This window comes from Synechococcus sp. CCY 0621, from assembly GCF_019038465.1.
In the GTDB taxonomy this organism is placed as follows: Bacteria; Cyanobacteriota; Cyanobacteriia; order PCC-6307; family Cyanobiaceae; genus Cyanobium.
The window spans coordinates 1-25543 of sequence record NZ_JAFKRH010000035.1 but is presented as its reverse complement, the minus strand read 5'-3'; the positions used below and the strand labels follow the sequence as shown (position 1 = coordinate 25543).

Sequence of the window (25543 nt, the reverse complement as noted above, 5' to 3'; positions counted from 1 at the left end):
TCAGGCCGCCGGCGGCAAACCGACCACCTGGGTATGGGAGCCGCGGGCCTGGGTGACGCCGATGGTGCGGGTGGCCGCGGCGATCATCGGGCGGCGGTGACTGACCACCATGAACTGGGCCTGGTCGGCCTGGGCGGCGATCAGGGCGGCCAGGCGCTCCACGTTCACCCCATCGAGAAAGCTGTCCACCTCATCGAGGGCATAGAAGGGCGAGGGGCGGAAGCGCTGCAGGGCGAACAGGAAGCTCAGGGCGGTCAGGGATTTCTCACCTCCCGACATCGAGGCCAGCCGCCGCACCGCCTTGCCTTTGGGGTGGGCCACCAGGGTCAGGCCACCCTCGAGGGGCTGCTCGGGGTTCTCCAGCTGCAGGTGTCCTTCGCCGTCGGAGAGGCCGGCGAAGATCGTCTGGAAATGGCCGTCCACGGCCCGGAAGGCCTCCATGAAGGCCTCCTGACGCAGGGTGGCCACCGTTTCGATCCGCAGCAGCAGTTCCTCCCGCTCCTTGCTGAGCACCTCCAGCCGGTCGTCCAGGTCGGCCAGCCGCTGCTCCAGCTGCTCCAGCTCCTCGAGGGCGAGCATGTTGACCGGCTCAAGGGCCTCCATGCGCTGCTGCAGCTGGCGCAGGTTCTGTTGCAGCGCCTCCAGGCCACCCTCGCGTAGTTCCTCGCTCAGCTCGGGCCGGGGCTCGGGCAGCTCCCGTTCCATCTGGGCCAGCCGCAGGCCGTGGCTGCGCTGCTCCTCGGCCAGGGCCAGCCGCTCCTCCTGGCGCCGCTGCAGCTCCCATTGGCGCTGCTGCAGGGCCTGGCGCTGGCCGGCCAGGTGGGCTTCGGCCCCGTCGCGGGCGCGGCGCCGTTCGCCGAAGCGGGTCTGCAGTTCGCTCTGCTGCCGTTCCAGCACGCTGCGCCGCTCCTGCTCCGCCTGCTGCCGTTCCTTCCAGAGCTGGCGTTCCCCCACCAGGGCCTGCACCGCCTCCACCAACCGCCGTTCCTCCCCGGCGAGGGCCTCCAGCTGGCTGCCCAGCCGCTCGGCGCCCAGGGCCCGCTCCCGCCGCTCCGCCTCCAGGCCATCCCGCTGGCGCCGGGCCTCCACCAGGGCCTGGTCGGCCCGCTCCAACTCGCTCTGCAGCCCCTGCCAGCGGGCACTGTCGTCGTTGCCCCTGGCGAGGCGCTCGGCCTCCTCCAGCTCCGCCAGGGCCTGGCGCAGCGGGGGCAGGGTCTGGTCGAGGGTCTGCATGCGGCGACCATCGGCCTGAAACGCCTCCTGCAGCTGCTGCAGCCGACTGCTCACCTGGTCGCGGCGCTGCTGCCGCGGCGCCAGGGTGCGCTCGGCGGCGCTGCGTTCGGCCTGGAGGGCGGCCTGGCGCTGCTGCAGCTCCAGCAGGGCCGGCCTGGCCTCCTCCAGGCTCCGCCCCAGCTCCGCTTCGCGGCGGCGGCTGGCCAGCAGGCTCTCCCCCAGCTCCAGCAGCCTCTGCCGCAGCGGCTCGGCCTCATCGCCCTCGCTGCTGCGGCCGAAGCCCAGCTGGCCGGAGCGCTGCTGCAGGCTGCCGCCGGTCATGGCGCCGCTCTTCTCCAGCAGTTCGCCTTCCAGCGTCACGGCGCGGCAGCGGCCCAGCTCCCGGCGGGCGTCGGAGAGGGTGGCGAACACCAGGGTGTCGCCGAAGACGTAGCGGAAGACATCGGCATAGACGGGCTCGTGGCGGATCAGCTCCACCGCCCGCCCCACCAGCCCGCCGGCCCCGGCCGAAGCACCCGGGTTGCCCCGCTGCAGGGCGGCAGCCCCCGCGCTACCGCTGCCGCCTCCACTGCCACCCCGGATGCGGTTGAGGGGCAGGAAGGTGAGCCGGCCGGCGCGGCGGCTCTTGAGCAGCTCGATCGCCCGGGCGGCGATGCGGTCGTCCTCCACCACCACCTGGGCCAGCCGGGCACCGGCCGCCACCTCCAGGGCCACCCGCAGCCGCTCCTCCACCTCGCCCAGCTGGGCGACCGAGCCGTGGATCCCCTCGAGGCCCGCCTCCAGCAGCAGGCGCAGGGCGCCGGTGCCGCGGCTCTCCTGCAGGGTCTCGCGGCGGCTGTCGAGGCGGGCGATCTCCCGTTCCAGGCTGGTCTGTTCCTGCTCCAGCCGCGCTCGGGTGCGCTGCTGCAGGGCCAGGGACTCGGCCAGCTCCTGGGCCTGCCGCTGGCGATCCTCCAGGCCGGCCAGCAGGGCGCGTTCCTGCTCCGCCAGGGCCGCCAGGGCGGCGGAGCCCTCCGCCTGGGCCGCGTCCTCCTGCTGCTCCTCGCCGCCGAGTTCCTGCAGCCGCTCGCCGGCCTGCCGCAGCCGTTCCTCCAGCTGCTGCCGTTCGGCCAGCAGGGGTGCCAGCTGCTCCTGCAGCTCCTGGCGCCGGCGGCTGCGGCCCTGCTGCTCCTCCAGCCAGCTGCCGGAGCGCCCGGCCACCTCGCCGAGCCGCCGGCGGGACAGCTCCACCGCCGCCTCGGCCTCGCGGCAGAGGGCTTCGGCTCGGTCGCTGGCGCCGTCGTCGGCCTGGCCGTCTAGGGCCTGGCGCTGGTGGCGCAACGCGGCCTGGTTCTGCTGCAGCTCCTGGCGCCGGCGCTGCAGTTCCTCGGCCTGGTGGCCATGCCGTTCCGCCTGGCGGGCCAGTTCGCGGCCGCTGGTCTCCAGGCCGGCCAGTTCGGCCTGCACCGCCAGCAGCTGGTCTTCGCCCAGGGTCTTGACCTCCGCCTGCAGCCGCTCGAGGGCGGCGGCGGCGGCGACCACCTCGGCTTCGGTGGCGACGATCGCTTCGCGCTCCTGCTCCTGCAGGCGGTCGAGGCGCTCCAGGCGGCCGGCCAGGGCCAGGCCGTGGGCGCGGGCCGCCTCCCAGGCCAGCACCTGCTCCTGCAGGCGTCCGTGGTGCAGCCGCTCGCGCAGGTCCTGGTAGGTGCGCGCCTTGGCGCAGTCGCGTTCGAGCTTCTGCCGTGCCGCCAGCAGTTCCTGCTCGACGATGCGGCAGCGCTCCTGACGTTCGACCACTTCATCGAGCTTGGCCCGGCTCTGCTCGATGCGGGAGTCGAACAGGGCCACGCCGGCCAGCTCGTCGATGATGCCGCGCCGGTCGCGGGCACTCATCGAGACGATGCGGGTGACGTCGCCCTGCATGACGACGTTGCTGCCCTCCGGATCGACCCGCAGCCGCCGCAGCTGGGTCTGCAGTTGCTGCAGGTTGCAGGGCACCCCGTCGGCGCTGAAGCTGCTGCTGTAGGTGCCGCCGGGGGCCACCCGCAGCCGCCGGGTGACGCTCCACTCCCGCTGGCCCCGTTGCAGCCAGGGGCCCTGTTCGGGGACATCCAGGCCATCTTCGGCGTTGTCCGGCTGCCAGTCGCCGAGATCGAAGCGCACGGTGACGCTGGTTTCGGCGGCCTTCCCCTCCCGCAGCATGGCGCTGTTGATCAGGTCGGGGAGCCGCTCGGCCCGCATGCCCCGGCTGGTGGCCAGACCCAGGCAGAACAGCACCGCATCGAGGATGTTGCTCTTGCCGGAACCGTTCGGCCCCGTGACCACCGTGAAGCCCTCCTGCAGCGGGATGGTCATCGACCCGCCGAAGGATTTGAAGTGGGTGAGCTCAACCTGATTGATGTGAACCAACGGGCTCATGCATCAGGCAACAGCACTTTAGCCGAGGTGCTGACGAACTCAAGTCACCCTCTCTACGGTGAAGCCACCTCGGCCTTACCACCAGATCTCCCATGGAAACGGACACCACCCCTCCCGCCACGGACCCTGCCCAGATCGCGGCTCCGGAGTCCACAGGGTCAGGTGAGGCCCAGCGGCTGCAGAAGCAGTTCCGGGACCGCTTCGAGACCCTGCTGCCCAGCATCCAGAAGGAGTGGCCCGAAGTGGCCCGCCACACCCTGGAGGCCACCCGGGGCAGTTTTGATCACGTGGTGGAGGTGATCAGCCACCAGAGCGGCGTCACCGCCACCGGCGTCAAGCAGCAACTGCTGGATCTGGTCAACGTCACCGGTGAACAGGCGGGGCACGTGGTGGACGCGCTGCGCCCCCTGGAGGATCAGCTCGAGCACCTGCTCGACGACCTCAACAGCACCCTGCGGCCCCGGATCGAGAAGCCGGTGCGGGAACGCCCCCTGATGGCCCTCGGCATCGCCGCCGGCGTGGGGCTGGTGGTGGGGCTGCTGCTGTCCTCGGGCCGGCGGTCGGCATGAGCGGCCAGAACTTCGCCCGCGTCACGGCGCTGATCAGCTCGGTGATGGACCTGCATGTGCGCATCGCCCTGCAGGAGGCCGACAAGGAGAAGCGGCGCCTGGTGGGCGGTGGGGTGATGCTGGGCATGGGCCTCACCCTGATGACCCTGGCGCTGGTGGCGGCCGAGCTGGTGCTGCTGCTCTGGATCCGGGAGGCTTTCGCCTTGAGCTGGCTGCAGGCCGCGGCGGCCGTGGCGGCCGTTGATGTGGTGCTGGCCGGCATCAGCCTGCGCATCGGCGGCCAGATGCTCAAGGGCCCCTACCTGCCGCAGACCACCGCCGGCTTGATCCGCACCACCCGGGCCATCACCGGCAAGTCCTGAGGTCCTCCGGGCTCAGAAACTCAGCTCCAGCCTCAGGCTGCGCAGGGTGCCCCGGTCGGCGCGGGCGGTGTCGGACACCTCCAGGGTCCAGGTGCCGCTGGGATCGGTGCCCTTCAACGCCGCCAGGGCGGGGGCATTCACAGCGTCGTAGGTGACCTTGAGGTTGTCGGTGCCGCCACCGGCCCGGTCGTGCAGCAGCACAGGAGCGGCCCCCAGGGCGGCGGGCGGCAGCAGTCGCACCACCAGATCGCCGATGAAGGTGTGGTCGAGATCCACCGCCACCTTGATCGACTGCAACGGGCCCGGCGCGGCCACCGGCAGGGTCAGGGTGGCGGTCTGGAAGTCGTTGATGGGCACGTCCTGCACCGCCTGGAACACCAGCGCCGCCGCCGGCTGGGGCGGGCGGGCCAGTTCCACCGCCTTGCGGGCGCTGACCCGCCCGTAGCCGTAGAAGGGGCTGCGGCCGCTGGCGTCGTAGTTGCCGCCGGCGGTGTCGATCCGCACGCAGGCCTGTCGCAGGATCTCCCGCACCTGATCCCAGCGCAGGGCTGGGTTTCGCGCCAGCACCAGGGCCGCCACCCCGGCCACACCTGGGCAGGCGCTGGAGGTGCCGCCGAAGGAATTGGTGTAATGGCCCGCCGGGTCGCCCTTCTGGGGGCTGCCCTGGTTGTAGCCCAGCCCGCCGGAGCGGTCGGTGGTCCAGATGCCGGGGGTGAGGGAGGGTCGGCCGTCGCTGCTGGGGAAGCTGCACCACACGGCCTTGCCGTGGTCGCTGTAGGCGCTGCGTTTGGAGAGGTCGTTGCAGGCCGCCACGGCGATCACCCGGGCGTAGCTGGCGTAGCCGTCGTTATCGACGCTCTCGTTGCCGTTGCCCGCCGCGAACAGCACCACACAGCCCTTGCCGCTGCGGCCCTGGGTGGTGGCGAAGTCGATCGCCAGCCGGGTGGAATCCGGCAGCGGCACCACCTGGCGGTGGGCGGGATCGTTCGGGTCCCACCAGGCCCCGTCCGGCGGACCCCAGCTGCAGGAGATCACATCGGCGCCGTTGCGGGCCGCCCACACGAACGCGTCGGCTTCCGCCTGGGAGCCCAGGCCGGAGGCCAGCCGGATGGGGATCAGGCGGGCGCCGGGGGCCACGCCTGTGGCACCGAACTGGCCGTTGGCGCAGGCCACCCCCGCACAGGCGGTGCCGTGGTCGTCGCCGCGGCCGGGCCGGGGATCGCCGCTCTGGCGGGTCACATCCCGCGGCGCGACGACCTTGCCGGAGGAGCGGAACTCCTCATGGTCGATGTCGAAGCCGTCATCCACCACCGCAATGATCGCCCCGGTGCCGTCGCTGAGGGCCCAGGCCGCCTCCACCTCGGCGTGGGCGTCGACGAGCCGGCCGTTGACGGCGGTGGCCTTGAGATGCCATTCGGGCGGGTAAGCCAGACGACGCTGCCGGCTCGGGCTCACCAGTTCCGGGTGGCAGAGCGCCACACTCGCTTCCGCCAGCAGGGTGTCGGCCATCTCAAAAACCCCGAGCCCGCTGCTGACGGGAGCGGCCACGAAATAGGAGTTGCGGGCATAGCTGAGGACGCGCTTGATGGCGAGGCCCAGGCGTTGCAGCAGGCCCTCGCAGGCCTCGGCCTCCGCGTCATCGTCAAACTTGACGAACAGATTCTCCGTGTAGACCACGGGCCGGCCCTGGGCATCCACCAGCACACGGCCGGCGAAGTCAACCGCCGGTTCCGCCTTCAGCAGGCTGCGGGCGGTGTCGCGCAGGGCCCCATCGGCCTGGAACGTTTTGGTGCCCAACAGCTCAACCCCCGCCTCGCGGAAACGGGTCAGGGTCTCGAACTGATCGAGAATCCGGTGGGTCTCGGCGCTGACGGGCGACACCTCGAACGGCCGCGCCGGCATCACCGCCTGGCGACTCAGGGTGCGGACGACGAGGTGATTGTCGCTGACATCGAGTGCATAGGGGACAGCATCTTTGCCGCCATAGCGAACCTGAACCATCGGCTTTGCAGCTGCGGCGGTCACTCTCCGCCGATGGGCCTCTGAAGACAAGCCAACGGAACAGGACGTGATCTGCCGTCACAGGCAGGGGGCTAACCTCTGCAGCCTTGCGGAATCGGTCGGTGAGCCAGGAGCAGGCGCTGGTCGCCGCCATGGTCGAAGCGTTCCCCCGGCAGATCGCCGTGGGGGGGCCGGGATCGGTGCTCCTGGCACAGAAGACCGGCTGGACTGCCGTGCATGGGGAGCCCCTGCCGCAGGCGAACGTGATCCTGCTGTTCGAGCCGGAGGCGATTGCGGTGCTGGCCGGTCCCCCTGCCGCCCCCCTGGCTCCCGGCCAGACCATCAGCCCGGTCTATGGCCAGGTGGGAAGCGATGAACTGGCCGTTCCCACCGGGGCGCTGTTTCTGCGTGTCCGGCAGGGGGACCGTGCGAAGGACCACCGCGCCGCCCTGGAGCAGGCCGGCTGCCGCATCGCCAGCCTGCCCGACCATGCACCCGAGGCCGCCTGGTTGCGGGCCAGCAGCGGCAGCATCGCCGACGCCCTCGGCTGTCTGGACAGGCTGCGGGACCTGCCGGGTGTGGAGAGCGTCGAGCCGCAACTGCTGCGGCGCAGGGCGCTTCGTTAGCCGCCTGGGCCGGCGGCGTTCAGAGCGTCACTCCCATGGCGGCCAGGGCCTCCTCCTCCACCCACACCGACACCGAGCCCCCCGGGCAGTGCCATTCCGCCCAGCCGTCGCCGTTGGTGGTGATCGGGGCCTGGACGTGCCCGGTCAGGTCGCGGAAGGTGGTGTGGCGCTTCCCCACCTCCATCCACTTGTGGCCGGCGGGCCCGTCGCTCATCAGCACCGCCATGGCCCCCGGGTGCCCCGGGGTGCCCAGGCGCGTCCAGCCGACCGTGTTGACGTGGTCGAGATAGTCGTACTGGGGGCCATAGGCGCAGTGGCTGCGGGCCAGCAGGAAACGGTCGATCAGGAAGCGGTGGCTGGGCAGCACGATCCGGTGCTCCTGGCCGTCTTTTCTGTCGGTGTAGTCGGCGCCGTAGTAATCGGCACCGAAGATGCAGGGGTAGCCCTGGTCGCGCAGCAGGATCACGGCGTAGGCCAGGGGTTTGAACCAGGCCTCCACCACCGACTCCAGCGATTGCAGCGGCTGGGTGTCGTGGTTCTCCACCAGGGTCACGGCCAGCAGGGGCAGCTGCTGCATCAAGGTGCCATCGAGCAGGCGCCGCATGTCGTAGTGGCCGCCGCTGCGGCTGGCCTGGTGAAAATTCATGTGCAGCGGTGCATCGAACAGGCTCATGTGGCCGCCGGTGTTGGCTGCGTACCAGTGCAGGCTTTCGATGTTGTACGTCCAGTACTCACCCACCACGAACAGATCGCGCTGGGCGTGCTCCTCCAGGCTGCTGATCCAGTCGAGGAAGAAGTCACTGGCGATGTGCTTGATCGCGTCGAGCCGGAATCCGTCCGCGCCCACGTGGTCGAGGGTCCAGAGGCCCCAGTGCTTGAGCTCGCCGCGCACCTCGGGGTGGTTCACGTTGAGGTCGCTGCCCATCAGGTAGTCGTAGTTGCCCTTCTCCAGATCGACGTTGCCCTCGAATCCGGCCCCCTGCGTACGCCAGATGGCCTTGAAATCGGGATCCAGGCTGTTGTGGTCGACGGCGTCGAAGTGATACCAGTGCCACTGCATGGATGAGTAATGGTTGCCGCGGCCATCGAAACGGAAGCGGGTCCAGGCGCTGATCGTGCGTTCCTCCCCCAGGGGCCGGTTGCGGTCCGCCGGGTCGTAGGGGGTGGCCCGGTACTGCTCCTGCTCGTCGGCGTTGAGCTTGTGGTTGAACACCACATCGGCGTACACCTGGATCCCCACCGCGCGGCAGGCCTGGACGGCCTCCAGATACTCCTGCTTGGTGCCGTACTTGGTGCGCACCGTGCCCTTCTGGTCGAATTCGCCCAGATCGAACAGGTCGTAGGTGCCGTAGCCCACATCCCACACGCTGCCCCCCTTGCCGGCCGGCGGCAGCCACAGGGCGGTGATGCCGGCCCGGGCCAGGGCCGGTGCCTCCTGGCGCAGCCGCCGCCAGTGGCCGCCATCGCCATCGCTGTACCAGTGGAACCACTGCATCAACGTGCCGTTGAATTCCGTCGGTGCCGCCAGCTTGCGGGCGCTGATCTCGGCTTCGTGGCTGGCCAGCCACTCCTGCAGCAGTGCCATCGCCGCCGCGCCGGTGTCGAGGGCCGGATCCCTCTCGACGGCGAGAACCTCCTGCTTGAGCGCTTCAAAAAGTGAGGCCATGGGGGCTGGCGGCGGCGGAGGCAGGACCCACCGCTAGCAGCGCTGGCCCGGAGACGCTGTAGCCGGCCTCAGCGGATGTCGTAGCGGAGCCAGCGGCAGTCGATGCCGCCATTGCTCACCGGCACCCGGCGACTGGCCTTCATGCGCAGGGCCCCCGTAAGCGCCGGGTTGCCGCTCAGCAGCCACAGGGTCCAGCCGCCGCAGCGCTCCTTCAGCATCCGCCCCAGATCGCCGTAGAGCGCCTCCAGGTCGTCATCGCCGCCGAGCCGCTCGCCGTAGGGCGGGTTGCACACCAGCACCCCGGGGGTTTCCGGGGGGCGGAAATCGCGGCAGTCCCCCTCCTGCAGGTCGACCCAGTCGGCCACACCGGCCGCCGCCGCGTTGCTGCGGGCCATGGCCAGCACGGCCGGATCCCGCTCCAGGCCCACGATCGCCGCCAGGGGTTCACCGTCGGGGAGGCCGGTGCGGGCCAGCTCCAGGGCGGCCTGGCGCTCCCGCTGCCACAGGGCGGCATCGAAATCGGGCCAGCGCTCCAGGCTGAAGGCGCGCTCCAGGCCCGGGGCGCGGCCGAGGGCGCGGCAGGCGGCCTCGATCAGCAGGGTGCCGGAACCGCAGAAGGGATCGGCCAGGGGCACGGTGCCGTCCCAGCCGGTGTGGGCGATCAGACCGGCGGCCAGGTTCTCCTTGAGGGGCGCCAGGCCCATGGCGGCCCTGTAGCCGCGCCGGTGCAGGCTGGCGCCGCCGCCATCGAGGCTCAGCACCGCCTCGGGGCCGCTGCCGCCGGGTCGGCCGGGGCTGAGGTGCAGGTGCAGCACCAGGTCGGGATCGTCCAGATCCACCGAGGAGCGCGATCCCCACACCTGGCGCTGCCTGTCGACCAGGGCGTTCTTGACCTGCAGGGCGCTGTAGTGGCTGTGGGTGAGTCCCGGCACACTGCCGCTGGCCTCCACCCGGAAGCTCAGCTGGGGCGGCAGCCAGCGCTCCCAGTCGGCGGCCCGCTGCACGCCGTCGTAGAGCTCCTCGCGGCCGCGGCAGGGGAAGCGGGCCAGCTGGCGCAGGAAGCGGAACGGCAGGCGGGCCTGCAGATGCAGCCGGTAGAAGGTGGCCGCATCGGCCCGCAGGCCCACGGCGCGCCGCAGGGGACGCACCTCGCTGGCGCCGAGGGCGGCCAGTTCCGCCGCCGCCGGTTCCTCCAGCCCCGGGGGAACCACGGCGATGACGTCGAACGGGGAAGGGGTGGCCATCCCCCCATGCTGCTGGCTGGCTGGCGGCCTGGAGGTGGCAAGATGAACAGGCTCGTCTTCGGACGAACTAGGTGGTCCACACCAGTGTCTCGGACAGCGGTTCGATTCCGCTCAGCTCCATTTCTTCCCCCGACCCAAGCGCGGGGCTGCAATGGTTTCGACGGGGCATGAGGAGGGTGACTGAAGCCTGCTCGGTAAGAGCGAACCCGTAACAGCGAACAACATCGTTCGTTTCTCCCGTCAAGCCGCCCCCGTGGCTGCCTGACACTCTTAACGGAGACGGGGTGAGGTCAGCCTTGTCACCCAAATGACCCATGGGGCCTGGAAGGGCCCTTTTCAGTGGGCGGGCAGCTGGACGCGGGCAAGGGGAATCCGCCCAAGACGGGACGGGTGCGCTGCTAGGAGCCCGGGGTCGACCTTGCTAGGACGAGGTTCTCCTTAGCCACTGCCGGTGAAGAAACTCTGCAAGCACATCGTTGTTCTGATGGTCGCGGCGGTGGCCGTTGGACTGGCTATCCCCGCTGGTCAGGCACGCCCCAATCCAGGCGGGCTCGGGGGGCCGGCCTCCGGTGCGGGGGTGGCTCCCGGCGCCGGCTTCGGGGCGGCCGGTCCTGGCCTTGACCGCCAACCCGGGGTGGGTCCTGGTGGTGTCGGTGGACCCGCCTCCGGAGCTGGGGTGTTGCCGGGTGCCGGTTTTGGAGAAGCGGGCCCCGGCCTGGAACGGCGCCCGGTGGCCAACCCCGGCGGGGTCGGTGGGCCCGCCTCGGGAGCCGGGGTACGCCCTGGCCTGGGCTACGGGGCTCCCGGGGCGGGAATGGATCGCCGCTGACCCTGCCGGGTGCACCAGGGGCATGGCGGAGCTCGGAGGGCAATCCTTGAGTTCGACCTCCTGGGCAAAACGCCTGCCGCCGCGCTGGGGGGATCCACCTTCACCTCCTGGTCTGGCTTGAGATCGACCACGAAGGATCGGCGAGTTCTCTGACCAGATGTGACACCAAGGCGGCCTAGTCATGCCTGGAAACATGTTGGACTGTTCGCCTGGAGTGTGGGAGCTCCGCGTCAGGACGGGTCCGTTTTGACCAGCAACCTGAGAAACGTCTGGGAAATGTCGAAGCCTTCCTCAAAGCGAAGTCCGGAGTAGTGGGCTCCCCTCAGTTGGTTGATCCAGATCAGTTCTCCCTTGGCTTCGACGATCTCAGCGTCGGATGGGTCGTGAAAGCGAATCTGGGCCGGCGAACCCATCGGAACCTGCTGGAAGCTGCGGATGCAGGCCCCAGAACGACTCACATCCCAAAGGTGCCCTGCATAACAATCATCCTGAAAAAATACCTCAACTTTTATGAGGATCTGAAAAAAGGGCGCTGAAAACTTCGGTTCCCGGGCCGGAAGTGTTGATTCCTTCATGTCCCTGAGGGGCGGAGATTGGCTCCAGACAGGTTTCAGTGTTCTGCAGAAATGGGTTTCAGGACTCTACCAAAATCAGCCAGAACGTCTACCTGGACTTCCGCACTTGTGCTGCAGTTGGATGGCACGATGTGCGGGCGCCAACACGTGTCAGGGCGGTGCTCAGGGGGTGGTGCCACCGGCCGGCGGTTTGGCGTAACCGCTCCAGCGCTTCAGCTCCTCGATCGTCTGCACCCCTTCCACCCGTTTGCTGCCCAGGACCCAGGTGGGGTAAGCCTTGATGCCCGCCTCCTGGCAGCGCTCGCGACCCTCCTTGGTCTTGTCGCATTCCACGTAGGGCAGCCGATCGCCCGCCTGCTGGCCGAACAGGCTTTTCTGGCGGAAGCAGGCCGGGCACCACCAGGCGCCGTAGAACACGGCCCCGATGCGCCGCAGGTGCTCGGTCAGCTGCATCTGGGCGCTGTCGGAGGGCGCCAGGGCTTCACCCAGCGTCGGGGTGGTGGAGCGGCCGGCCTGGCCCCCATGGGCAGGGGCGTGGAACACCAGCGCGCATCCCAGCAGGGTGGGCAGCCCGCCCATGAGCAGCAGGGGCCGAAGCCGCGCAGCCCGGGCGGCCTTCCAGGAGGGGGACAACAAGCGCATCGACGGAAGGACAGGGCCAAAAATCTAGGCCGCACCTTCTGGCCCGTACGGGCTTCCGCCCTGCCAGGAGCTGTGAATTCCACAGCAGGACTGGGAGAATCGCCGGGTTGGTTGGTGACGGGCGCCCTGGCGAGATGAGCGTGACGAGATGAGCGTTAACGGGTACCGCGACTATTTCAAGGTTCTTGGAGTCGAAAGGGGCACCGATGCCGATGGCATCAAGCGCGCCTTCCGCAAGCTGGCCCGTCAGTACCACCCGGATGTGAATCCTGACGACGCCTCCGCCGAGGCCCGTTTCAAGGAGATCAGCGAAGCCTATGAAGTGCTTTCCGATCCCGAAAAGCGCCGTCGTTACGAGCAGTTCGGCCAGTACTGGAGCCAGATGGGCGGAGGCGGTGGCGCTCCCGGCGTCGATGTCGACTTCGGCCGTTACGGCAACTTCGACGACTTCATCAATGATCTACTGGGCCGGTTCGGTGGGGGTGCGGCCGCTGGTGCCCCCGGCGGTTTCGGCTTCGGCAGCGGTTTTCCCGGTGGCTTCCCCTCCGGATTCGGTGGCGGCGGAGCCGAACGCTCCACCCAGGTGCAGCTCGATGCCGAGGCCACGATCAGCCTGCCGGTGGCCGATGCCTTCCGCGGCTGCGAGCGCACCCTGGCTGTCAACGAGGAGCGGGTGCAGGTGCGCATCCCCGCCGGCGTCAAGGACGGCAGCCGCCTGCGGCTCAAGGGCAAGGGCAACCTGCAGCCCGGCACCGGCCGCCGCGGCGACCTCTATCTCACCCTGAAGCTGCAGCCCCATCCCGTCTGGCGTCTCGATGGCGACCAGCTGCGGGCCGAACTCCCCTTGAGCCTCGACGAACTGGCCCTCGGCGGTGAGGTGCGGGTGGCCACCCCCGATGGGGAAGCCACCATCCAGGTACCCCCCGGCATGACCCTCGGCCGCAGCCTGCGGCTCAAGGGCAAGGGCTGGCCGGTGAAGGACGGCAGGGGCGACCTGCTGTTCACTCCCACCCTCAGGTTGCCCGACAGCCTCAGCCCCCAGGAGCGGGATCTGCTGGAGCAGCTGCGGCAGGCCCGCAGCGTCGATCCCCGCAAGGACTGGATCAGCGCCGCCCTGCTCTGAACCCCCAACCTGGCCCGCCGTTCAAGCGCCGGAAGGGCTTTCCGTAGGATCCGGCCAGTCAGATCTGCCCCATGGAGCTCACCTATCGGCCCCGCCGGCTGCGTCGCACGCCGGCCCTGAGGGCCATGGTGCGGGAATTCCAGCTCAGCGCCGCCGACTTCATCTACCCGCTGTTTGTCCACGAGGGCGCGTCCAACGAACCGATCGGAGCCATGCCCGGCGCCCAGCGCTGGAGCCTGGAGGGTCTGGTGACGGAGGTGGGCCGGGCCTGGGACCTGGGTATCCGCTGTGTGGTGCTGTTTCCCAAGGTGGCCGATGGCCTCAAGACCGAGGACGGCAGTGAGTGCTTCAACGAGGGCGGCCTGATCCCCCGGGCGATCCGGCGCCTCAAGCAGGAGCATCCGTCGATGGCGATCATGACCGACGTCGCCCTGGATCCCTATTCCTGCGACGGCCACGACGGCATTGTCAGCAGCGAGGGCGTGGTGCTCAACGACGAGACCATCAGCCTGCTGTGCCGCCAGGCGGTGGCCCAGGCCCGGGCTGGAGCGGACCTGATCGGCCCCAGCGACATGATGGACGGACGGGTGGGCGCCATCCGTGAAGCCCTCGACGAGGAGGGCTTCGAGCACGTCGGCATCATCAGTTACACCGCCAAGTACGCCTCCGCCTACTACGGCCCCTTCCGCGAGGCGCTGGATTCCGCCCCCCGGGCCGTGAGCACCAAGCCCATCCCGAAGGACAAGAGCACCTATCAGATGGATCCGGCCAACGGCCGCGAAGCCCTCACCGAAGCCCTGCTCGATGAACAGGAGGGGGCCGACATCCTGATGGTCAAGCCCGGACTGGCCTACCTGGACGTGATCCATCGCCTGCGGGGCGAAAGCGAGCTGCCGATTGCCGCTTACAACGTCAGCGGCGAGTACGCCATGGTCAAGGCCGCCGCCGAGCGGGGCTGGATCGACGAGCGGGCGGTGGTGCTGGAAACCCTGCTCTGCTTCAAGCGGGCCGGCGCCGATCTGATCCTCACGTACCACGCCTGCGACGCCGCCCAGTGGCTGCGCGACGGCTGAGCCACACCGCTTGAATGGGGGAATGATCCGTCGTTGCCCCTTCCCATGACGCGTCTCGGCCACGTGGCGGTGCGGGTCCAGGACATGGAACGTGCCAAGCGCTTCTACGAAGGGCTGGGGCTGCGCCTCACCTGGGACGCCCAGGACTGGGCCTACATGCAGTCGCCCGGTAACGGCGACGGCATTGCCCTGCTGAGCCCCAGCTACACCGCCGCCGGCCCCCACTTCGCCTTCCACTACAGCGACCGGGCCGAGGTGGACGCGGTGCACGACCGCCTGGCGGCGGAGGGTCACCGGGTGGGCCCGGTGCACGACCACCGCGATGGCACCGCCTCCTTCTACCTGCAGGATCCGGAGGGCAACTGGCTGGAGATGCTCTACGAGCCCGCCACCGGCATCCCCTCCAACGTGGGAGCCGCCGCCATCCCCGCCCCCATCTCCCTGGCGCCGGCTGGGTGAGCGCACACCCTGTGAGCGAGATCCATCAGGACACCCTGGAGCTGCTGGAGTGGCCCCGCCTGGCGGAGCACCTGGCCGGCTTCGCCAGCACCGCCGCCGGCCGCCGGCACTGCGCCCTGCTCGGCCTGCCGGACCATCCGGCGGAAAGTCGCCGTCTGCTGCTGGAAACCACCGAGCTGCTGGCCCTCGATGGCCTCTGCGAGGGGGGCCTGAGCCTGCAGGGGGCCGGGGACATCGCTGCCACGGTGGCCATCTGTGCCAAGGGTGGCTGCGCGGGCGGCGAGGAGCTGCTGGCGGTGGCCGCCACCCTGGCCACGGCCCGGCGGCTGCGGCGCCAGATCGAGGATCCCGAGCTGCGGCCGATCACCAGTGCCCTGGTGGCCGAGCTGCGCACCCTGCCGGAGCTGGAGCAGCGGCTCCATTTCTGCCTGGAGGAGGGCGGCCGGGTGGCGGATCGGGCCAGTGGGCCGCTGGAGGCGGTTCGGCGCCAGCTGCTGGGGTTGCGCAGCGAGCGGCGGGAGCGGCTGCAGGAGCTGGTGCGTCGCTACGCCTCCCTGCTCCAGGACACGGTGGTGAGCGAACGCAGCGGCCGGCCGGTGCTGGCGGTCAAGGCCGGCGCCGCCGCCCAGGTGAGCGGCCTGGTGCACGACAGCTCCGCCTCCGGCAGCACGGTCTACGTGGAGCCCCAGGCGGTGATTCCCCTGGGCAACCGCATCCGTGACGCCGAGGCCCAGGAGCGGGAGCTGGAGCGCCAGGTGCGCAGCGAACTCAGCGCCCTGGTGGGCGAACAGGCCGACGTCCTCGGCCATCTGCAGCAGGTGCTGGTGCGGATTGATGCCGGCCTGGCCCGGGCCCGCTACGGCCAGTGGCTGGGGGCGGTGCGGCCCGAGCTGGCCGAGACGGCCGACGCCCCGTTCGAGTTGCGGGACCTGCGCCATCCGCTGCTGCTCTGGCAGGAACGGCGGGAGGGCGGCCAGCCCGTGGTGCCGGTGAGCATCAGCGTGGGCCGGGAGCTGCGGGTGGTGGCGATCACCGGCCCCAACACCGGCGGCAAGACGGTGACCCTCAAGAGCCTCGGCCTGGCGGCCCTGATGGCCCGCGCCGGCCTGTTCCTGCCCTGCGCCGGCAGCCCCCGGCTGCCCTGGTGCGGCCATGTACTGGCCGACATCGGCGACGAGCAGTCGCTGCAGCAGAACCTCTCCACCTTCAGCGGCCACATCCGCCGCATCGCCCGCATCCTGGGGGCCTTGCCGCCTGGAGGGGCCCTGGGGGAGGGGCCGGCGGCCCTGGTGCTGCTCGACGAGGTGGGGGCCGGCACCGATCCCACCGAAGGCAGTGCCCTGGCTGCGGCCCTGCTGCGCCACCTCGCCGATCGCGCCCGCCTCACCGTCGCCACTACCCACTTCGGCGAGCTCAAAGCGCTCAAGTACGTCGATTCCCGCTTCGAGAACGCCTCGGTGGCCTTCGATGTGGAAACGCTTTCGCCCACCTACCGGCTGCAGTGGGGCATCCCCGGCCGCAGCAATGCCCTGGCGATCGCCTCCCGCCTGGGGCTCGACCCCGAGGTGCTGGCGGCGGCGGCCGCCCAGCTGGAGCCCGGCGGCGAGGGTGATGTGAACCGGGTGATCGAGGGACTGGAACAGGAGCGCAAGCGCCAGCAGGAGGCGGCCGAAGCGGCGGCGGTGCTGCTCGCCCGCACCGAGCTGCTGCACGAGGAACTGCTGCAGCGCTGGTCGCAGCAGAAGGAGCAGTCGGCGGAACTGCAGGAGCAGCGCCGCCAGCGGCTGGAGCTGTCGATCCGGGAGGGGCAGGGGGAGGTGCGGCGCCTGATCCGGCGCCTTCGCGCGGTGGGTCAGGAGGTGCGCGTCGGCGGGCGGACGGCGGGGGAAACGGCCCGCCAGGCCGGCCAGCGCCTGCGCCGGCTGGAGCAGCAGCACCGGCCCCTGCCGGAGCGGCGTGACCACGGCGGCTGGCGGCCCAAGGTGGGTGATCGCATCCGGCTGCTGGCCCTCGGCAAGGCGGCCGAGGTGCTGGCGATTTCGGAGGAGGGCAGCGAGCTCACGGTGCGCTGCGGCGTGCTGCGGCTCACGGTGGAACTGGCGGGCATCGAGGGACTGCACGGTGAGAAACCCGCACCCCCCGAACCGCCGCCCCAGGTGCGCATCCGCAGCCGCCGCTCCCCGGGCAGCCGCGGGCCCGAGGTGCGCACCGAGGGCAACACGGTGGACGTGCGCGGTCTGCGGGTGCATGAGGCCGAGGCGGCGGTGGAGGAGCGCTTGCGGGGGGCCAACGGGCCGGTGTGGGTGATCCACGGCATCGGCACCGGCAAGCTCAAGCGAGGCCTGCGCGAGTGGCTCTCCGGCCTGGCCTGGGTGGAGCGGGTCAGCGATGCCGAGCAGGGGGATGGGGGCCCCGGCTGCAGCGTCATCTGGGTGAAGTAGGGCTCAGTGATTGATGGCGGGCAGCTGGGGTTCCTGCCGGGGCGGAGGGGTGGCCTCGGCCGGCAGCAGGGCGGCCCCGAGCCCGTCGAACAGGCGCCAGCCGGTGGGGTCGACATCGAGATGGACGGTCTGGCCCACGGTCACGCTCTGGTCCGGGGTGGCCCGCACCAGCACCAGGTGGCTGCCCTCCAGCAGCCGGCAGGTGACCAGCTGTTCGTTGCCCAGGGCCTCGCAGTGGCTCACCTCCGCCGCCAGGTTGCGGTTGGTGGCGGGGGCCAGCCGCAGGTGCTCCGGCCGCAGGCCGCCGGTGATCCGGTGGCCGATCCAGTCGCCCAGCAGGTCCGCCATCGGACCCTCCACGGGAAAGCGGCGCCCCCCCAGCAGCAGCTGGGCGGAGCCGGCCACCTCCACCGGCAGCAGGTTCATCGCCGGGCTGCCGATGAACTGGGCCACGAACAGGTTGGACGGCCACTGGTAGAGCTGCATCGGCGTGCCCAGCTGCTGCAGCCGGCCCTCGTTGAGCACGGCGATGCGGTGGCCCATGGTCATGGCCTCCACCTGGTCGTGGGTGACGTAGAGGGTGGTGGTGCCCAGGCGCCGCTGCAGCTCCACGATCTGGGTGCGGGTGCCGGTGCGCAGCTTGGCGTCGAGGTTGCTGAGCGGTTCATCCATCAGGAACACCGCCGGCTGGCGGGCGATGGCCCGGCCCAGGGCCACCCGCTGCTTCTGGCCGCCGGAGAGCTCCTTGGGCCGGCGTCCCAGCAGCGGCTCCAGCTCCAGGGTGGCGGCCACCTCGTCAATGCGCGCCGTGATGCGGCGCTCCCGCTCGGAAGCGATCCGCAGGGCCGCCGGCCATCCACGGCTGGCCCGGTGCAGGCTGTCCTGCAGTTGCTGGGGCAGGCTGCGGTGGCGGCTGCGCCGCAGGCCGAAGCCGATGTTGTCGGCCACGCTCAGGTGGGGATAGAGCGCGTAGCTCTGGAACACCATCGCCACATCCCGCTGGGCGGGCCGCAGCCGGCTCACGGGCCGCTCGCCGACGTAGATCTCGCCCGAGGTGGTGGCCTCCAGGCCCGCCAGCAGCCGCAGCAGGGTGCTCTTGCCACAGCCCGAGGGGCCCACCAGCACCAGGAATTCACCGTCCTCGATCCGCAGGTCGAGCTCGCGCAGCACCTCCACCGGACTGCCGCCGCGACGGGGCGGGTAGGTCTTGCCGACCTTCTGGAAGCGGACCTCGGCCAAACAAGCGCTGCAACCGGGGGATCCTAGGGTTGTTCCTCATCCGAGCCCCGGCCGAAAACCTTCCTTGCAGTTCATCGATCAGGCCCGCATTGCTGTGCGCGCCGGCCGCGGCGGCGACGGCATCGTGGCCTTCCGTCGTGAGAAATACGTGCCCGCCGGGGGCCCCTCCGGTGGTGACGGGGGCCGCGGCGGTGACGTGCTGCTCGTGGCCGATTCCAATCTCCAGACCCTGCTGGATTTCAAGTACCGACGCCTGTTCGCCGCCGATGACGGCCGCCGCGGCGGCCCGAACCGCTCCTCTGGAGCCAGCGCCTCCACCCTGACGATCCGGGTGCCGTGCGGCACGGAGGTGCGCGACTGCCGCACCGGCATCCTGCTGGGGGATCTAACTGACGACGGCGAGGAGTTGCTGGTGGCGGCTGGCGGCCGGGGTGGGCTGGGCAACGCCCACTACCTCAGCAACCGCAACCGGGCCCCGGAAAAGTTCACCGAGGGCAAGGAAGGAGAGGAATGGAAGCTGCAGCTGGAGCTCAAGCTTCTGGCTGAGGTGGGGATCATCGGTCTGCCCAATGCCGGCAAGAGCACCTTGATCGCCGTGCTCTCGGCCGCTCGGCCCAAGATCGCCGATTACCCCTTCACCACTCTGGTGCCCAACCTGGGGGTGGTGCGGCGGCCGAGCGGTGACGGCACCGTCTTCGCCGACATTCCCGGCCTGATCGCTGGGGCAGCGCGTGGCGCCGGCCTGGGCCACGAATTCCTGCGCCACATCGAGCGCACGCGCCTGCTGCTGCATCTGGTGGATGCCGGCGGCGAGGACGTGCTCAGGGATCTGCTGGTGGTGGAGGAGGAGCTGGCCGCCTACGGCAACGGGCTCAGCGAGCGCCCCCGCCTGGTGGTGCTGAACAAGATGGAACTGTGTGATGCCGAGGGACTGGAGGAACGGGTGGCGGCCATCGGCGCCCATACCGGCCAGCCCCCGCTGGTCATCTCCGCTGCCGCCTCCCAGGGGCTCGATGCCCTGCTGGCCGCCGTCTGGCAGCAGCTGGGCATCACCTGAACCGCCCCGGGGATCAGTCGTCGTAGACGCGGCACTCGGGCGCTTCGGGGTTGAGGTCGCAGTACACCTCGAGGGGGCTGGGGTCGTGGCTGTCCTCGGGGTGGTGCTCCTTGTATTCGTTGAGGGCCTTGAGCTCCTCCTCGAGATGGCGCACCTTGCCGAGATTGCCGTCGGCCTTGGCCGATTCGATCTCGACCTTGTCCTTCTCGATGTGATCGTCGATCGTCTTCATGCAAAAACCGGCCTTCACGAGCCGGAACTCACCGCAGACACCATACGGGCGGGGCAGGGGCGCCGCCGTTTCCTGTGGGGTCCCGCACACCCATCGCCCCGGCAGCGGCGCTCAGGCGGCCAGTTCGCTCAGCACCAGCCAGCGCTCCTCCGCCGCGTGGATCCGCTCCACCAGGGCCGCCAGCTCATGGGTCAGCTCCTCCAGGCGGGCGTAATCCGGGCCACTGGGAGCCGCCAGGTGCTGCTCCAGCTCGCGGCGTTGCTGTTCGAGCTGGGGCAGCTCGGTTTCGAGACGCTCCAGCTCCCGGGTCTCCTTGAAGCTGCGCCGCCGGGGGCCGTCCGCCGGGACCTTGGCGGGTGGGGCCGAACGCTTGGCGGCCACCTGGGCCACGGCTGCGGCGGCGACGGCGGCAGGCCCAGGGGCGGTGGTCGGCGACTCTGACCGTCGCTCCAGCCAGCTGCTGTAGTTGCCCTCGAAGCGCTCCAGCCGGCCGTCCTCGAAGTGGAACAGGCGGTCGACGGTGCGATCCAGGAACCAGCGGTCGTGGGAAACCACCACCACACAGCCGCGGAAATCGTCGAGGAACTCCTCCAGCACGCTCAGGGTGTGGACATCGAGGTCGTTGGTGGGCTCGTCCAGCAGCAGCACATTGGGGGCCTCGATCAGCAGCCGGCAGAGGTGCAGCCGCCGTCGTTCGCCACCGGAGAGCTTCGCCACGGGTTGGTGCTGCTGGGCCGGAGGGAACAGAAACCGCTCCAGCAGCTGGGAGGCCGTCAGCTCCACCCCGTCCACCTGGACCCGGCTGGCGGCCTCCTGCACCACCTCGATCACCTTGCGCTTGCCGTCCTTGGCCAGCAGCACGTCGCTGTGCTGGTCGAAGTAGGCCAGCTTCACCGTGCCCCCCAGCTCCAGCAGGCCCTCGCTGGGGGGGCGCCGCCCGGCGATCACCTCCAGCAGGCTGGATTTGCCGGCCCCGTTGGGCCCGATGATCCCCACCCGATCCTCGGGGCTGAAGTCGTAGCTGAAGTCGCGCAGCAAGGTGCGCTCACCCACCGCGACCGCCAGCCCCTCGGCGGTGATTGCCCGCTTGCCGATGCGCCGGGCGGTGGCGGCCATCGCCAGGCTGGTGCGCCCCTGGCGGGCGGGGGCCTCCAGCAGGGCATCGATGCGTTGCAGCCGGGCCTTCTGCTTGGTGCTGCGGGCCTTGGGGCCCTGGCGCAACCAGGCCAGTTCCCGCCGCAGGGTCCCCTTGAGCTTGGCGGCGGTGGAGGCTTCGGCCTCCTCCTCGGCCGCCTTCAGGCCCAGGTAGGTGCCGTAGTTGCCCTCATAGGGCCGGGCCTCGCCCCGCTCCACCGCCACGATCCGGCGGGTGACCCGATCCAGCAGGTAGCGGTCATGGGTGACGAGCACCAGGGCGCCGGAGAAGCGATCCAGGTAGCTCTGCAGCCACTCCACCCCCTCGGCGTCGAGGTGGTTGGTGGGTTCATCCAGCAGCAGCACCTCCGGTTCGGCCACCAGGGCCGCCGCCAGGGCGACGCGGCGCCGATTGCCGCCGGAGAGCTCCCCGATCGTCCGCTCCTGGTGGGCCGCGTCGATGCCCAGGCGCTCCAGCACCTCCCGGCAGCGGCGCTCCAGGTCCCAGGCCTGGCAGCCGTCCATGCGGTGCTGCAGGGCGCTGAGGCGGGCCAGGAGCTGGCCGTCCTCTGGATGGAGGGCCAGCTGGTGGCTCACGCCGGCGTACTCCCGCAGCAGGCCCATGGCTTCCCCGTCCCCGGCGAACACCTGCTCCAGCACCGTCAGGGAGGGATCCAGCCGGGGCTCCTGGTCGAGCAGCACCACCCGGGTACGGGCATGGCAGCGGCGCTCACCGCGATCGAGCGGTTCGAGGCCCGCCAGCACCCGCAGCAGGGTGCTCTTGCCGGCGCCGTTGGGGCCGATCAGCCCCAGCCGGTCCCGCTCACCCACGTGCAGGTCGAGATCGGAGAACAGGCTGCGCAGGCCGAAGTCCTTGGCGGCCCCCACCAGGCTGATCGCGCTCATGGGGTGTCGCCGCTCTGGCCCAGGCCCAGGCGCTGCTGCTCCAGATGGGCGAAGACGCTCTTGTCGCCCACATCCGCCGCCGCCGGCATGGGGAACTTGCGCAGACAGAGCACCAGCAGCAGCAGCGCTTCGGCGGCCAGCAGGCTGGCGGTCGTGGCGGGACTCAGCAGACCGGCCAGGCGCCCAAGCAGGGCCAGGGGCAGCAGCAGGGTGACGCCGATCGCCTCCGGCCGCTGAAAGCAGAAGAACTCCTTGAAGCCGATGCCGGCCAGGGCGGCGAAGAAGGGCCCCACCGCCAGGATCCACAGGGGTTGCTGCGCCAGGGCGGGGAGCATCTGGCCCGGTCCGGCCCGCAGGGCCAGCAGCAGTCCGCCCAGGCAACCGGCCAGCCAGAACAGCTGCAGGGCCCGGTGCAGGGGGCGCAGGTAGATGTGGATCCAGCGCAGGGCCAGGCCCAGGCCGGCCGCCATCACCAGCAACCAGGGCCAGAGCAGGTCGGGGCCGAGCTGGCGCCACTGGGCCAGCAGGGCCAGCTGGCCCAGGGCCACGGCCGTGAGGGCCAGGCGGTAGCCGAGCACCTCGCGGCGGTCGGTGGCGGTGATGGTGAAGCGGCCGTACACCCCCTCGAAGACGGGGTCGGTGCCATCCGGGCTGGCCAGGGTGCTGCTCATCGGGTGGGGGCGCCGGGGGCGGCAGGGGGCGGGCTGCCCACCAGTGTGGCCAGGTCCGGTCCCGCCGGGACGATGCCGGAGGGATGCAGGGGGAACAGGGCTCCGAAATAGTCGCGGCGCCAGGCGTCCGGGAAGCAGGTGGCGGCCACTCCCTCAAGGGCGTGGAAGCGGCGGCGCCAGTCCCACAGCCGGGGCAGTTGCCACAGGGGCCGGCGGCTGCAGCCGAACAGGGGGGCGTAGACCAGTTCCATCCGGATCAGGGTGGGGAACAGCACCACGTCCGCCAGGCTGGGACGGGCCCCGCCGCAGAGCCAGCCGCCGCCGCTTTCTGCCTGGGTGGTGAGGCTGGCCTCGATGGCCTCCAGGGCAGCGAACAGGGCCGCTTCGGCTTCGTCGTAGGCCGCCTGGTTGCGGGCGAAGCCGCAGCGGTAGACGCCGTCGTTGACATCGCCCTGCAGCCGCTCCCGCCAGGTGGCGATGGCCGCCCGGTCGTCCGGGGGTTCCAGGTCCGGTGCTCCGGCCGCCGCCGGCCAGGCATTGAGCAGTTCGATCAGGCGGGCGCTCTCGCTCACCAGGATCTGCCCCCGGCTCCGGGAGTAGAGCGCCGGCACGGTGGCCCGGGCCCGGGGATCGGCGCCGCAGCGGCGGTAGAGGTCGAGCAGGGTCTGGCAGCCCTCGAAGGGCGTCTCGAACCGCCAGCGGCCGGCGGCCGGATCGGGCACCACCACCACCGTCTCGATCGAGGGCGCCAGACCCCGCAGGGTCCAGGTGAGCCAGGCCCGGTGGGCCCAGGGGCAGCTGCGGCCCACGATCAGCACGTGGCCGCCCGGCTCGGCCGCGTCCTCCGGCAGGGGCGGCAGGGCGGTGAAGGCCCCGCCTGGCCGGCGGTAGCGGCCCTGGCCATCGGCGGGGCCGAGCCCACCCATCAACAGGCGCCACTGGCACTGCCAGAGCTGCCGGGCGGTGCGCACCAGGGTGGCGGGCGGGGCCATGGACATCAGCGGTGTGCAGCCCTGACTCTGCGCCAGGCTGGGGCCCTGTGGGCGAGACGTTGATGGTGGCGGGCCGGGTGATGGTGGTGGGCGGCACCCACGGCAACGAGCGCAACGCGCCCTGGCTGCTGGAAACCTGGCGGCGGCACCCGGCGCTGCTGCGCAGCAGCGGCCTCGCCCTGGAGCTGGTGCTGGGCAACCCCGCCGCCCATGCCGCCGGCGCCCGCTACCTGGACCAGGACCTCAACCGCAGTTTCGTGCCGGCCCTGCTGGACGCCCCCGATCCCGGGGGCCGGGAACGGCAGCGGGCCCGGGAGCTGCTGGCTCTCCACGGGCCCGAAGGCAGCGCCCCCTGCCTGGTGGCCCTCGACCTGCACAGCACCACCGCCGCCATGGGCAACAGCCTGGTGGTCTACGGCCGCAGGCCGGCCGATCTGGCCCTGGCGGCGGGCCTGCAGCAGCGGCTGGGACTGCCGATCTACCTGCACGAGCAGGACCGAGCCCAGACCGGCTATCTGGTGGAGCGCTGGCCCTGCGGGCTGGTGGTGGAGGTGGGTCCGGTGCCCCAGGGCGTGATCCAGGCGCCGATCTGCCGACAGAGCCAGCTGGCCCTGGAGGCGGCTCTGGAGGTGCTGGCGGCGGCCCGCTCCGGAACCCTGCGCCAGCCGGCACGGCTGGTGGTGCATCGGCACCTGGGCAGCCTCGATCTGCCGCGCCATGGCGACGGCTCCCCGGCGGCAGTGGTGCATCCCCAGCGCCAGAACCGCGACTGGCAGCAGATCGCCGCCGGCGATCCCCTGTTCCTGACGGCCGAGGGCGCCACGATTGCCTTCCACCCCCGGGAGGAGATGGAGGCCGGTCCCGTCTGGGCCGTGTTCATCAACGAGGCGGCCTACGGCGAGAAGGGCATCGCCCTCAGCCTTACCCGCCGGGAAGCCTGGCCCGTGGAGCCCGCCTGGGGCCAGGCGCTCCAGGGCCTGGCCAGGAATCTTCAGACTCCGGGCTGAGGCGCCTGGGGCTGCCCGGCGGGGGCCTGCTGCGATCGGGGCGGGCCGTTGTAGAGGACGCTCACGACGTTGCGACCGTCGGGAGAGATGAGGATCTCGGTTTCCACCGTTGGCGGCAGGCCGAGCTGGGCCCAGCCGGGGACGCCGCCGTAGAAGCGGAACAGCAGGCCCTCGGCGTCGGAGCGCACCAGGCAGTTGCCACCGCTGCGCTCGTACATGCAGATGGCGGGCCGATAGACGCCCAGGCCGCCGTTGATCACCTCGCCCCGCATGCGGGCCAGGTTGACGCCGCGGCCGCGCTGGAAGGCCTGTTCCTGGCTCATCTGGGCCAGGGCGGGCCCGGGGCCGGCCAGCAGCAGGGCCAGGGCGGCCAGCAGGGGCCGGAGACGGGGGGAAGGCATGGTCATCCGCAGACGAGGGTGGTCTGTTCCTTGGTGCAGGGGAGGTCAGTCTTGCTGCCGTCGGCCCAGTAGATGCGCAGCCGGTCGTCCTCGGTGTCGGTGCGCAGGGTCAGCGATTTGACCACCCCGGCCGGGGGCTTGCCGGCCGGGTCGGCGGTATCAGGGCGGGCGTCGGTCTTGTTCAGCCGTTGCTCCAGCTGCTGGATCTTCAGCTCGAGCTGGTCGATGCGGCGGCTCTCGGCATTGGGCGAGCCCTGGCAACCTGCCACCAGCAACGGCAGGACCAGCAGGGCGGGGGACAGCCGGCACAGGCGAAAGCCGGCGGTGCGCGGTGGCTGGGGAGAGAGCGACGAACGCGAGACCATCGGCGGGGAGGCGAGATGACCGGGGTAACGCTTCTCCTAGCAGCGGCAGGGGGGACAGGCCAGGCAAGAGGCACAGCATTTCTTCATGAAGACGCCGCTCACAAGCCGCAACAGTCTGTTACAGTCACCCCAGGCGATCCGTCGTCCTTCCTTACGCCCAAGGCCTGCGCGCCAGCGCATTCGCCTGCCGGCACTCTTCTCTGCACTCATGACCGCCACTCTCCAGCAGCGCTCCGGCGCTTCGGTGTGGAACCAGTTCTGTGAGTGGGTCACCTCCACCAACAACCGTCTGTATGTCG

Annotated in this window: 23 protein-coding genes; 10 read left to right on the top strand and 13 right to left on the bottom strand. The window is 70.8% G+C overall.

Going from position 1 to position 25543, the window contains the following annotated elements; translation table 11 throughout:
• Entirely contained in the window at positions 1 to 3621 is a 3621-nt protein-coding gene (smc, locus tag KUG43_RS11715) for a chromosome segregation protein SMC (RefSeq protein ID WP_216909349.1), read from the bottom strand.
• A gap of 101 nt (positions 3622 to 3722) precedes the next feature.
• Between smc and KUG43_RS11710 the strand changes: the two genes are divergently transcribed.
• Together KUG43_RS11710 and KUG43_RS11705 are read left to right on the top strand one after the other, a co-directional pair.
• Positions 3723 to 4199 carry a glycine zipper domain-containing protein gene (locus KUG43_RS11710; protein ID WP_216909251.1) on the top strand — a complete coding sequence of 159 codons (477 nt, stop codon included), beginning with the start codon at positions 3723 to 3725 and terminating at the stop codon, positions 4197 to 4199.
• Positions 4196 to 4561, top strand: a complete 366-nt coding sequence (locus KUG43_RS11705; RefSeq protein WP_216909249.1) for a phage holin family protein — start codon at positions 4196 to 4198, stop codon at positions 4559 to 4561. Before KUG43_RS11710 ends, KUG43_RS11705 begins: the two co-directional genes overlap by 4 nt.
• Positions 4562 to 4573: 12 nt before the next feature.
• On the opposite strand, the gene KUG43_RS11700 is transcribed toward KUG43_RS11705, so the two are convergent.
• A complete protein-coding gene (locus KUG43_RS11700; protein WP_216909247.1) occupies positions 4574 to 6562 on the bottom strand; it encodes a S8 family serine peptidase in 1989 nt (662 codons plus the stop codon).
• A 107-nt stretch (positions 6563 to 6669) separates the two neighbouring features.
• Between KUG43_RS11700 and KUG43_RS11695 the strand changes: the two genes are divergently transcribed.
• Positions 6670 to 7188: a hypothetical protein gene (locus KUG43_RS11695; RefSeq protein ID WP_216909245.1), complete on the top strand. Its 519-nt coding sequence runs from the start codon at positions 6670 to 6672 to the stop codon at positions 7186 to 7188.
• A 19-nt stretch (positions 7189 to 7207) separates the two neighbouring features.
• Here KUG43_RS11695 and KUG43_RS11690 read toward each other — a convergent pair whose 3' ends face one another.
• Both KUG43_RS11690 and KUG43_RS11685 read right to left on the bottom strand, forming a co-directional pair.
• A complete protein-coding gene (locus KUG43_RS11690; protein ID WP_216909243.1) occupies positions 7208 to 8854 on the bottom strand; it encodes an alpha-amylase in 1647 nt (548 codons plus the stop codon).
• 68 nt (positions 8855 to 8922) lie between these two features.
• Positions 8923 to 10098, bottom strand: a complete 1176-nt coding sequence (locus KUG43_RS11685) for a THUMP domain-containing class I SAM-dependent RNA methyltransferase (RefSeq protein WP_216909241.1) — start codon at positions 10096 to 10098, stop codon at positions 8923 to 8925.
• Positions 10099 to 10549: 451 nt separating this feature from the next.
• Here KUG43_RS11685 and KUG43_RS11675 point away from each other — a divergent pair, with 451 nt between their 5' ends.
• On the top strand, positions 10550 to 10927 hold the full coding sequence (locus KUG43_RS11675) for a hypothetical protein (protein ID WP_353618016.1): 378 nt from the start codon (positions 10550 to 10552) through the stop codon (positions 10925 to 10927).
• Between the two features lie 230 nt (positions 10928 to 11157).
• On the opposite strand, the gene KUG43_RS11670 is transcribed toward KUG43_RS11675, so the two are convergent.
• Together KUG43_RS11670 and KUG43_RS11665 are read right to left on the bottom strand one after the other, a co-directional pair.
• Positions 11158 to 11502: a PilZ domain-containing protein gene (locus KUG43_RS11670; RefSeq protein ID WP_216909239.1), complete on the bottom strand. Its 345-nt coding sequence runs from the start codon at positions 11500 to 11502 to the stop codon at positions 11158 to 11160.
• Between the two features lie 162 nt (positions 11503 to 11664).
• Positions 11665 to 12144, bottom strand: a complete 480-nt coding sequence (locus tag KUG43_RS11665; protein WP_216909237.1) for a thioredoxin domain-containing protein — start codon at positions 12142 to 12144, stop codon at positions 11665 to 11667.
• A 148-nt stretch (positions 12145 to 12292) separates the two neighbouring features.
• Between KUG43_RS11665 and KUG43_RS11660 the strand changes: the two genes are divergently transcribed.
• The 4 genes from KUG43_RS11660 (at position 12293) to KUG43_RS11645 (ending at position 17240) form a co-directional block, all read left to right on the top strand.
• Positions 12293 to 13267, top strand: coding sequence for a DnaJ C-terminal domain-containing protein (locus tag KUG43_RS11660; RefSeq protein ID WP_216909235.1), 975 nt, complete (start codon positions 12293 to 12295; stop codon positions 13265 to 13267).
• A 71-nt stretch (positions 13268 to 13338) separates the two neighbouring features.
• On the top strand, positions 13339 to 14340 hold the full coding sequence (gene hemB, locus KUG43_RS11655) for a porphobilinogen synthase (protein WP_216909233.1): 1002 nt from the start codon (positions 13339 to 13341) through the stop codon (positions 14338 to 14340).
• Between the two features lie 45 nt (positions 14341 to 14385).
• Positions 14386 to 14799: a VOC family protein gene (locus KUG43_RS11650; protein ID WP_216909231.1), complete on the top strand. Its 414-nt coding sequence runs from the start codon at positions 14386 to 14388 to the stop codon at positions 14797 to 14799.
• 11 nt (positions 14800 to 14810) lie between these two features.
• Positions 14811 to 17240 carry an endonuclease MutS2 gene (locus KUG43_RS11645; RefSeq protein WP_502988607.1) on the top strand — a complete coding sequence of 810 codons (2430 nt, stop codon included), beginning with the start codon at positions 14811 to 14813 and terminating at the stop codon, positions 17238 to 17240.
• A gap of 3 nt (positions 17241 to 17243) precedes the next feature.
• Here KUG43_RS11645 and KUG43_RS11640 read toward each other — a convergent pair whose 3' ends face one another.
• On the bottom strand, positions 17244 to 18479 hold the full coding sequence (locus KUG43_RS11640) for an ABC transporter ATP-binding protein (RefSeq protein WP_216909227.1): 1236 nt from the start codon (positions 18477 to 18479) through the stop codon (positions 17244 to 17246).
• A gap of 64 nt (positions 18480 to 18543) precedes the next feature.
• Between KUG43_RS11640 and cgtA the strand changes: the two genes are divergently transcribed.
• Complete coding sequence (cgtA, locus tag KUG43_RS11635; protein WP_216909225.1) at positions 18544 to 19536, top strand: Obg family GTPase CgtA; 993 nt, start codon at positions 18544 to 18546, stop codon at positions 19534 to 19536.
• 13 nt (positions 19537 to 19549) lie between these two features.
• Here the strand turns inward: cgtA and KUG43_RS11630 are convergent, their stop codons facing one another.
• From KUG43_RS11630 to KUG43_RS11615, 4 genes are all read right to left on the bottom strand, one after another.
• A complete protein-coding gene (locus KUG43_RS11630; protein ID WP_094586564.1) occupies positions 19550 to 19768 on the bottom strand; it encodes a Calvin cycle protein CP12 in 219 nt (72 codons plus the stop codon).
• A 111-nt stretch (positions 19769 to 19879) separates the two neighbouring features.
• Complete coding sequence (locus KUG43_RS11625) at positions 19880 to 21808, bottom strand: ABC-F family ATP-binding cassette domain-containing protein (protein WP_216909223.1); 1929 nt, start codon at positions 21806 to 21808, stop codon at positions 19880 to 19882.
• Complete coding sequence (locus tag KUG43_RS11620; protein ID WP_216909221.1) at positions 21805 to 22479, bottom strand: DUF2301 domain-containing membrane protein; 675 nt, start codon at positions 22477 to 22479, stop codon at positions 21805 to 21807. Before KUG43_RS11620 ends, KUG43_RS11625 begins: the two co-directional genes overlap by 4 nt.
• Positions 22476 to 23471, bottom strand: coding sequence for a glutathione S-transferase C-terminal domain-containing protein (locus KUG43_RS11615; protein ID WP_216909219.1), 996 nt, complete (start codon positions 23469 to 23471; stop codon positions 22476 to 22478). The genes KUG43_RS11620 and KUG43_RS11615 overlap by 4 nt, the downstream gene beginning before the upstream one ends.
• Positions 23472 to 23533: 62 nt before the next feature.
• Between KUG43_RS11615 and KUG43_RS11610 the strand changes: the two genes are divergently transcribed.
• On the top strand, positions 23534 to 24478 hold the full coding sequence (locus tag KUG43_RS11610) for an aspartoacylase (RefSeq protein WP_216909346.1): 945 nt from the start codon (positions 23534 to 23536) through the stop codon (positions 24476 to 24478).
• Here the strand turns inward: KUG43_RS11610 and KUG43_RS11605 are convergent.
• Entirely contained in the window at positions 24463 to 24879 is a 417-nt protein-coding gene (locus tag KUG43_RS11605; protein WP_216909216.1) for a hypothetical protein, read from the bottom strand. The two genes, KUG43_RS11610 and KUG43_RS11605, sit on opposite strands and share 16 nt — an antisense overlap.
• 2 nt (positions 24880 to 24881) lie before the next feature.
• Positions 24882 to 25244 carry a hypothetical protein gene (locus KUG43_RS11600; RefSeq protein ID WP_216909214.1) on the bottom strand — a complete coding sequence of 121 codons (363 nt, stop codon included), beginning with the start codon at positions 25242 to 25244 and terminating at the stop codon, positions 24882 to 24884.
• Positions 25245 to 25543: the final 299 nt, after the last annotated feature.

Bases quoted from the DNA above. Each gene is read 5' to 3' on its own strand.
- KUG43_RS11710 (WP_216909251.1), top strand. From the start codon at position 3,723: ATGGAAACGGACACCACCCCTCCCGCCACGGACCCTGCCCAGATCGCG.
- KUG43_RS11705 (WP_216909249.1), top strand. From the start codon at position 4,196: ATGAGCGGCCAGAACTTCGCCCGCGTCACGGCGCTGATCAGCTCGGTG.
- KUG43_RS11700 (WP_216909247.1), bottom strand. From the start codon at position 6,562: ATGGTTCAGGTTCGCTATGGCGGCAAAGATGCTGTCCCCTATGCACTC.
- KUG43_RS11690 (WP_216909243.1), bottom strand. From the start codon at position 8,854: ATGGCCTCACTTTTTGAAGCGCTCAAGCAGGAGGTTCTCGCCGTCGAG.
- KUG43_RS11685 (WP_216909241.1), bottom strand. From the start codon at position 10,098: ATGGCCACCCCTTCCCCGTTCGACGTCATCGCCGTGGTTCCCCCGGGG.
- KUG43_RS11670 (WP_216909239.1), bottom strand. From the start codon at position 11,502: ATGAAGGAATCAACACTTCCGGCCCGGGAACCGAAGTTTTCAGCGCCC.
- KUG43_RS11665 (WP_216909237.1), bottom strand. From the start codon at position 12,144: ATGCGCTTGTTGTCCCCCTCCTGGAAGGCCGCCCGGGCTGCGCGGCTT.
- KUG43_RS11660 (WP_216909235.1), top strand. From the start codon at position 12,293: ATGAGCGTTAACGGGTACCGCGACTATTTCAAGGTTCTTGGAGTCGAA.
- hemB (WP_216909233.1), top strand. From the start codon at position 13,339: ATGGAGCTCACCTATCGGCCCCGCCGGCTGCGTCGCACGCCGGCCCTG.
- KUG43_RS11650 (WP_216909231.1), top strand. From the start codon at position 14,386: ATGACGCGTCTCGGCCACGTGGCGGTGCGGGTCCAGGACATGGAACGT.
- KUG43_RS11630 (WP_094586564.1), bottom strand. From the start codon at position 19,768: ATGAAGACGATCGACGATCACATCGAGAAGGACAAGGTCGAGATCGAA.
- KUG43_RS11625 (WP_216909223.1), bottom strand. From the start codon at position 21,808: ATGAGCGCGATCAGCCTGGTGGGGGCCGCCAAGGACTTCGGCCTGCGC.
- KUG43_RS11620 (WP_216909221.1), bottom strand. From the start codon at position 22,479: ATGAGCAGCACCCTGGCCAGCCCGGATGGCACCGACCCCGTCTTCGAG.
- KUG43_RS11615 (WP_216909219.1), bottom strand. From the start codon at position 23,471: ATGGCCCCGCCCGCCACCCTGGTGCGCACCGCCCGGCAGCTCTGGCAG.
- KUG43_RS11610 (WP_216909346.1), top strand. From the start codon at position 23,534: ATGGTGGCGGGCCGGGTGATGGTGGTGGGCGGCACCCACGGCAACGAG.
- KUG43_RS11605 (WP_216909216.1), bottom strand. From the start codon at position 24,879: ATGCCTTCCCCCCGTCTCCGGCCCCTGCTGGCCGCCCTGGCCCTGCTG.
- KUG43_RS11600 (WP_216909214.1), bottom strand. From the start codon at position 25,244: ATGGTCTCGCGTTCGTCGCTCTCTCCCCAGCCACCGCGCACCGCCGGC.